Here is a 7,247-nt window from a genome sequence, read left to right on the forward strand (position 1 = left end):
TCGAGAGATGGGAAGTGGCTTGAGCTGTCTGCCGGGTTTAGAAGCTGCATCTTGCTGTTGAAGCGGTCGGGGGTTGAAACGTTGCTGCGGATGCGGGTGGGGCTGCTGCTAGTCCTAATGGGATCGACGAGAGGGGGGCGAATCTCGTACTGGAGGTTGAGGGGGGTGGTTCGACCGGGGTTCTCTGCTGGGGGCTTTGGGCGGGGGTGTGGTTCTGCTTGGGGGTTGGTGAGGTTAGCTTCACCGGGCTGGGGGGAGCGGTGCTGCGGCTTCCGCGGTTTGGATGGCGTAGAGTCTCGCGTAGTGGCCGTTGCGCTTGAGGAGTTCCTCGTGGGTCCCTTCTTCCACGACTCTGCCGTCGTCGAGGACGATGATGTGGTTGGCTCTGACGATTGTCTGCAGCCTGTGCGCGATGACTATGGTGGTTCTGCCCTTGGTGAGCTTCTCCAGGGCTTCCTGCAGCCTGGCCTCGGTGTGGGGGTCTACGCTGCTCGTCGCCTCGTCGAGGATCAGGATCCTCGGGTTGGCGATGAAGACCCGCAGGAACGAGACGAGCTGGCGCTGGCCGACCGACAGGTTCTTCCCGCCCTCGAGCACGGGCGTGTCGAGGCCCTGGGGCAGGCTCCTCAGGATGTCCTCGAGCCCGAGCGCTTTGACGGCCTTCTCCACGTCCTCTCTCGTGGCCCTAGGGTTGGCCAGCAGGATGTTGTCGAGCACGGTTCCGGAGATGAGGAAGGGCTCCTGGGGGATCATCAGTACCGCGCTCCGCAGGGCGCTCAGCCTGTACCTCGATACGTTCACGCCGTCGATGAGGATTTCGCCGCTCCAGGGCTCGTAGAACCTCATCAGCAGGTTCACGATCGTCGTCTTCCCGGCGCCCGTGTGGCCCACCAGCGCTGCGAACTCGCCCGGCTTTACGCGGAAGCTCACGTTCTTCAGGACCGGCTGCCCCTCCTTGTAGCCGAACACGACGTTCCTGAACTCGATCTCGCCCAGCGTGGGCGGCTCCTCGACGTCCCCGCCCTCCCGCTCGGGCGGCCACTCCTCCAGGAAGATGAAGACCCTCTCCGCCGCGGCCATGACGGACTGGAGCGTGGTGAGGAACATGACGAGCATCCTGAGGGGCCTGAAGAAGCTGCTGAGGTAGCCGTAGAAGGAGACGAGCGTCCCGATCGTGGCCACCCCGGCCATCACGAGGTGCCCGCCGTAGACGATGATCAGCACGGTGCCGAGCGCCTCGATCACCGCCATCGCGATGTTCATGGACGATGTGGCGGCCGCGGCCTGCACGTTGGCCCTCAGGTTCTCCTCGTTGATCCTCCTGAACTCCTCGATGTTCCTGCTCCTCCTGTAGGAGAAGGCTTGGACGACGGCGGCGCCCGCGACGTCCTGGGAGATCCTGCTCGTCACCTCGGCGATCTTCCTCCTCGTCTCCCTGTAGGCGCGCCTCGCCCTCCTCAGCACGACGGCGTTGGCGGCGGCGACGAGGGGGATCATCGCGTAGGCGACGAGGCTGAGGTGGGGGCTGAGGGCCCACATCATCAGGGCGGCGCCACCGATCGTGATGAAGTCGGCCACGACGTTGATGAGCCCCGCTGCGGCCGCGAAGCCGATGGTATCGACGTCGTTGGTGATCCTAGACACGATCCTCCCGACGGGCTCCTCGGCGACCGCCGCCAGGCTGACGCGGTGGAGGTGCTGGTACATCCGGTTCCTCAGGTCGTAGGTGATCCTGTTCGCTAGGTACGATGAGGAGTAGTCGCCCACGAAGCCGGCGACGAGGCCGGCCGCGGTCAACCCTAGGAATACGAGGCTCCAGTGCGCCAGCGCGCCCAGGTTTGCCGCGACCGCGCTGTCGACGAGGAACTTCATAACGAAGGGCGTGAGGATGGAGGTGGCGATCCTGGCCACCACGGAGGCGGCGAGCAGAGCGAAGTACAGCTTGTAGGCGAGCGACAGCTTGACCAGCTTGGCGATGAGCACCCTGTCCGGGTACTTCCTCGCCGCCTTCTCCTCGTCCAGCCGCATGAAGAAGAAGGGTGGGGGTCCTCCCATCCTACCTCACCTGCGCCGCAGCCTCCCTGGCTAGGCTCCCGTAGAGCCTCGCGTAGTGGCCGTTGCGCTTGAGGAGCTCATCGTGCGTCCCCTCCTCCACCACCCTCCCGTCCTCGATCACGATGATCCGGTCGGCGAGCCTCATGGTGCTCGGCCTCTGCGTGATGAGGATGATCGTCTTCCCCCTGAAGTGCTTCGTGATCGCCTCGTAGATCGCCCTCTCCGTCTCGGCGTCCACGCTGGAGAGGGAGTCGTCGAGGATGATGATCTTCGGGTCGATGAGCAGCGTGCGGGCGATCGCCAGCCTCTGCCGCTGGCCGCCCGAGAGGGTGACGCCCCGCTCGCCGACGGGCGTGTCGTAGCCCTGGGGCAGGCTGGCGATGAAGTCGTGGAGCATCGCCAGCTTAGCGGCCCTCTCGATCTCCTCCTGGGTGGCGTCGGGCTTCCCGTAGGCGATGTTGTTCCGTATCGTGTCGGGGAAGATGTAGATGTCCTGGTGGACGATCCCGATCTGCCTCCTCAGCGAGTCCAGCTTCACATCCCTCACGTCCACGCCGTCTATCAGGATTTGGCCGCGCTGAGGGTCGTAGAGCCTCGGGATCAGCTGGACCAGCGTGCTCTTCCCGCTGCCGGCGGGCCCAACGATCGCGACGATTTCGCCCGGCCTCACCTTGAAGCTGACCCCCTTGAGGACCCACTTCTCGTTGTCGTAGCTGAACCAGACGTCTCTCAGCTCAACCTCCCCCCTGCTGACCACGAGGGGGGTCGCGTTGGGCGACTCCTTCACTTCAGGCTCGATGCTGAGGATCTCGAAGACCCTCTTCGACGCGACCTTGGCGTACATGTAGTCCACGGTGAAGAAGCCGAAGAAGATGAAGGGCCACGTGATCATGCCGGCGTACATCGACATAGAGACGAGCATGCCGACGCTCAACTCGCCGGCTGCGACGAGCCCGCCGCCGGCCCAGAAGACGATCAGCGCGCTCAGGCTCGCGAGGAAGCCGACGAAGGGCCAGGTGGAGGCCCTGAGCCGAGCCAGCTTCAGGTTCAAGCCGAGCATCTCGTCGTTGACCGCCTTGAAGCGGGGCCACAGGGTGGATAAGGCGTTCAAGGAGCGGACGACCTTCAGCCCGCTGGTCACCTCAGTCACGTGCGAGGTCATCCTGCCGTAAACCTCCCTCGAAGCTTCGAACAATGGTCTGGCGCGGCTGGCGAACCTCCTAACCAGGAGGTAGACGAAGGGTAGGGGTGCGAGCGCGTAGAGCGCGAGCCTCGCGTTGATCGACGTCATGTAGTAGCCAGCTACTGCAAGCGTGAAAACGGCGCTCGCTAAACCGGAGAAGGCTGAAGCGAGGAAGCGGGAGATCACGTCTATGTCGCTCGTCGCCCGGGCGACCAGCTGGCCCGTGTCAATCCTCCTGTAGAAGCCGAGCGAGAGCTCCTGCAGGTGGGAGTAGACGTCGTTCCTCAAGTCGAAGGCGATACCCTGGGACAGGTACTGGGAGGTTACGCCGCTGAAGTAGGAGAGCACGCCCTGCGCGAGGATGAGCGCGACGATCGGTAGGGCGTAGGTGAGCAGCTTGTCGAACTCGCCAGCAGTGAGCGCGTTCAACGCCAAGCCGCCGAGGTAGGGGGCGCTCATGCCGAGTATCGATCCGATGAGCGCCAGCGCCAGTGAGGCGGCCGCCAGCTTCCAACGCTTGAGCAAGTAGCTTTTCATCCCCGGGCTCCTGCCTGTTTTCGCGAAAACCCCGTCGCTGCTCACGGTACAACACCCTGTAGCGCTACAACCCTATGGGTTAATAAGCGCGATGATGCCATACATCTCGCGATTACTATAAGAAACTTAGTTTATAAGGTTTTTTATTCCATCTAGGCTCGACCCGTTTTCCCTCTGCTGAGCGGGGCTCCGGCCAGTGGTGCGAGTACCGCTACGGCTGCGACGAGGGCGTACCCGGCCAGCTGCACCAGCGGTGCTGCAGCGGAAACGGCCCTCGTGATAATCAGCGCGGCCAGCAGCGCTACAACGGCGGCTGCCGCTTTCGCCGGCAGAGGAGGCTTCTCCGGAATCTTCTGGCGGACCATCGGGTAGGCGGAGAGCCCGATTGTGACGCCCCCAACGCGGGCGTACACTACGTCGAGGTGCAGGAGGTAGAGGAGGGATACGGCTGCACCGTACGCGGCGAGGAACAGCGACTGCTTCCAACGCTCCCACTTCTCGGACGCGCGGATCATCTGAAAGGCTGCGAGCGTTGAAGCTAAGCCCAGCAGGATGCCGCCCGCCACGTCGTGGGGGTAGTGGACCACGAGCTCGAGGCGCGAGTAGGAGACTAGCGCTACGATCACTGCGCCCAGTGCGGCGGCGTAGGCGTCCCGCAGCTTGAGGGCGATGGAGGACCAAAAGGAGGTGGATGTTTGAGCGTGGCCGCTGGGGAAGCCGTAGCCGCTCACCTCGATCTTCCAGAGCTCCCGCGGGGGCCTTGGGAGGGCTAGCGCGTTCTTCAGCAGCACGTTGGTCCACCCGCTCGTCATAAGGGAGAGGAGCGCGTAGAACCCGAGCTCGTGCGATACGAGGGTGTAGAGGAGGATGGAGAGGGCGACGTACGCCGGCTCATCACCCAGGTTTGTAACAGCGACCCAGTAGGGGTCCCACGCGCCGAGCGCGTACGCGAGCGCTGGGGATGCCAAGAGGGCTAGCGACGCGGCGAGGGCGGCCCACTCGAGGGTGCGCCTGTTCACGCGGGACCCCGCAGCTGGGCACCTATTCAATCTAACGTCGGACCCATCGTTGGCCGGCTAAGATGGACGCCAGCGCAGCGTCGATGGCGAGAAGAGCAGCGACAGCGCCCATCTCGAAGGGCAGGGTGTAGAACGCTGAGACCGCGTTGTATACCGCGTGGGCGGCGGCGGAGGAGAGGTAGCCGCCTTGATCAGCTACGATGCCCAACGCGATTCCCAGCAGCATGAAGTGCGGGAAAACTAGGGCGGATTCCACGAGCGAGACGGGGTCCGTCAGCCGCAGGTGCGCTAGAGCGAAGGCGAAGGCTTGCGGCACGATGCCGAGCCTCGGCTGCAGCACCCCTCTGAAGTAGAGCTCCTCAACCACCGCGGCGATAACCGATGAGAGGAGGGCGAGCATTGAGGGTTGGGATCTGCCGCCCGCCAGAGCGAGGGGGAGCTGCGCGAGCGCGAAGAGGGGGAGGGTTCGGTAGGTTGGGGTTGAGCGGTTGCTCGCAGCGCCGGTTTTCGATAGGATGTAGGCGGAGAAGGCGGCGAGCTGGAGGTACGAGAGCTCGGGTGAAGCGAAGTTTGCCAGTACGATGAAAGCCAGGTACGGCAACCAAACGTTCGTGGAATCCCCTTCGCAACGTTCGAGCGCTCCTCGCACAGCGGCTACCATTTGGGACGCCACCTTGAGCTGGGGAACATTTTTAGGGATGCTGGCGAACGCGTGGCAGGGTGCTGATACTACGGGGGTCTGACGGGTGAGGAGCTAGTCCCGACGGCTGAGACCCCTCCTCCAGCGCACCGTATTCGGGGAAAGCCCGATAGGCAAATAACGAGTCGCTTCAGCCCCTCCCGTGGCATCTCTCCTGGAGATCGTTAGGGGTGCGGCGAGGGCCGGAGGCCTGGCCGCTCTGAGGGTTAGGGAGGAGGGGGGTTTGAGGGAGGTTGGAGTGGGTAGGGGCGGGGATGTTGCCCTAGCCGGCGATTTGGCGGCCGAGCGGGCGGTGCTGGAGTACATCGAGAGTACTTTGAGCGACTTCACGTTCATCTCGGAGGAGGTTGGCGAAGTTACGCGGGGTAGGGGTGGGGTCACCTTCGTTGTTGACCCGGTTGATGGGAGCAGGAACTACAAGCTGGGGATCCCCTTCTTCGCCACTTCAGTAGCCGCCGCGGAGGGGTCGACGCTCGACGACGTTGTGGCAGCAGCGATCTACGCGCCGGCCCTGGGCCTCGAGCTGTACGCAGTGAAGGGAGGGGGCGCCTACCTCAACGGCCGAAGGCTCGCGGTTAAACGCACCGGCGACGGCCTCGTCGTCTCCGTGAACTCAACCCCTAAAGCGGGTGCTCTCCCCTTCGCCCTCATGCTGCTCCTGTCTCCCAAAGGGGCTGTGGTGAGGAACCTCGGTGCAGCGTGCCTCGAGCTATCCCTCGTTGCAGCCGGAGCCTTGGACGCGTACGTCGACCCGTGGTACGCCACCCGCCCGGTCGATTTAGCGGCAGCCACCCTGATAGTTAGAGAGGCCGGCGCCCTCGTGAGCGCTAGGGGCAAGTTGGGCGAAACCCCCCGCCTGACGATCGACGAGAGGATCGCGCTTGTGGCAGCCGTAGACGGGGAAACCATCGAAGTCGTCCTCAACGCTCTTCGAGCGCTCGGTTCAAGCGCTCTCTCTGGGTAAAGCATCCATCACGCCAGCGTGCGAGCTGGAGGGAGCATCTAAAGTAGATAGCTTTAAATAGAAGTATGTCAATTCGTGAGCGTGAGTAGGGTAAAGGTCACGAGAAGCTACCAGGTTACCCTCCCGAGGGATGTTCGAGAGGCCCTCGGCATCAAGGTCGGCGATTACCTTGAGGTTCGCGTGGATGAAAGGGGTAGGATAGTCATGGAGAAGGTGAGGAGGGAGAGGTTGAGGCTAGCAGCGGGTAGGAAGCTCACCCCCGAGGAGATCGATGAGGTGATCGCGAGGGGGCTGGGTGAGGCGTTTGCGGGAGGCGGTGATTGACACAAACGTCCTCGTCTACGACACCTTCAGCGACTCCGTGTACCACGAGCAAGCCGCGCAGCTGCTGGACAGCCTGGACTCCTGGGTGATACCATTGATCGTCATCTACGAGCTCGTTTGGTTCCTAAAGGGGTTCTCGCTGGAGGCGCGAATTGTTCGCGAGAAGGTGCTGGACTACGCGGGCGACGAGAGGGCCGTTATCGCGTGCGAGGGCGTTGAGGGGGTTCGCTGGGCGCTCAACGCGCTGGTTGAGGAGGGGGTGTCCGTTGCCCGCTTCAACGACAAGGTCGTGCTATCCGTTGCGGTACGAAGAGGGGTTCCGCTAGCAACCTTCGACGCGAGGCTGAGGAGGCAGGCCGAGAGGATGGGCATCGAGGTTCTACCGGAGACGGTGTAGCGCGGCGCTGATGCACCCTTGCCCCTAGGGGGCGCTTGCTAATCTACCGCATCATTCAACGGGTCAAT

At 63.5% G+C, this 7,247-nt stretch carries 7 protein-coding genes; 3 read left to right on the forward strand and 4 right to left on the reverse strand.

Annotation, left to right across the window (positions count from 1 at the left end):
- Window positions 1–240 precede the first annotated feature (240 nt).
- From QXF46_08740 to QXF46_08755, 4 genes are all read right to left on the reverse strand, one after another.
- On the reverse strand, window positions 241–2,055 hold the full coding sequence (locus tag QXF46_08740) for an ABC transporter ATP-binding protein (protein ID MEM0226945.1): 1,815 nt from the start codon (window positions 2,053–2,055) through the stop codon (window positions 241–243).
- A 1-nt stretch (window position 2,056) separates the two neighbouring features.
- On the reverse strand, window positions 2,057–3,820 hold the full coding sequence (locus QXF46_08745; GenBank protein ID MEM0226946.1) for an ABC transporter ATP-binding protein: 1,764 nt from the start codon (window positions 3,818–3,820) through the stop codon (window positions 2,057–2,059).
- Between the two features lie 107 nt (window positions 3,821–3,927).
- Window positions 3,928–4,794, reverse strand: a complete 867-nt coding sequence (locus tag QXF46_08750; GenBank protein MEM0226947.1) for a phosphatase PAP2 family protein — start codon at window positions 4,792–4,794, stop codon at window positions 3,928–3,930.
- 31 nt (window positions 4,795–4,825) lie between these two features.
- Window positions 4,826–5,455 (reverse strand): CPBP family intramembrane glutamic endopeptidase, encoded by a 630-nt coding sequence (locus QXF46_08755; GenBank protein MEM0226948.1) that lies wholly within the window; start codon window positions 5,453–5,455, stop codon window positions 4,826–4,828.
- 181 nt (window positions 5,456–5,636) lie between these two features.
- Between QXF46_08755 and QXF46_08760 the strand changes: the two genes are divergently transcribed.
- The 3 genes from QXF46_08760 to QXF46_08770 all read left to right on the forward strand — a co-directional run bounded on the left by QXF46_08760 (window position 5,637) and on the right by QXF46_08770 (window position 7,179).
- A complete protein-coding gene (locus QXF46_08760) occupies window positions 5,637–6,458 on the forward strand; it encodes an inositol monophosphatase (GenBank protein MEM0226949.1) in 822 nt (273 codons plus the stop codon).
- 81 nt (window positions 6,459–6,539) lie between these two features.
- Window positions 6,540–6,782 (forward strand): AbrB/MazE/SpoVT family DNA-binding domain-containing protein, encoded by a 243-nt coding sequence (locus QXF46_08765; protein ID MEM0226950.1) that lies wholly within the window; start codon window positions 6,540–6,542, stop codon window positions 6,780–6,782.
- On the forward strand, window positions 6,763–7,179 hold the full coding sequence (locus QXF46_08770; protein MEM0226951.1) for a PIN domain-containing protein: 417 nt from the start codon (window positions 6,763–6,765) through the stop codon (window positions 7,177–7,179). Before QXF46_08765 ends, QXF46_08770 begins: the two co-directional genes overlap by 20 nt.
- Window positions 7,180–7,247: the final 68 nt, after the last annotated feature.

Source organism: Thermofilaceae archaeon, assembly GCA_038731975.1.
In the GTDB taxonomy this organism is placed as follows: domain Archaea; phylum Thermoproteota; class Thermoprotei; order Thermofilales; family Thermofilaceae; genus JANXEW01.

Excerpts from the sequence above, each read along its gene's own strand:
- QXF46_08740 (MEM0226945.1), bottom strand. The coding sequence starts at position 2,055 with ATGGGAGGACCCCCACCCTTCTTCTTCATGCGGCTGGACGAGGAGAAG.
- QXF46_08755 (MEM0226948.1), bottom strand. The coding sequence starts at position 5,455 with ATGGTAGCCGCTGTGCGAGGAGCGCTCGAACGTTGCGAAGGGGATTCC.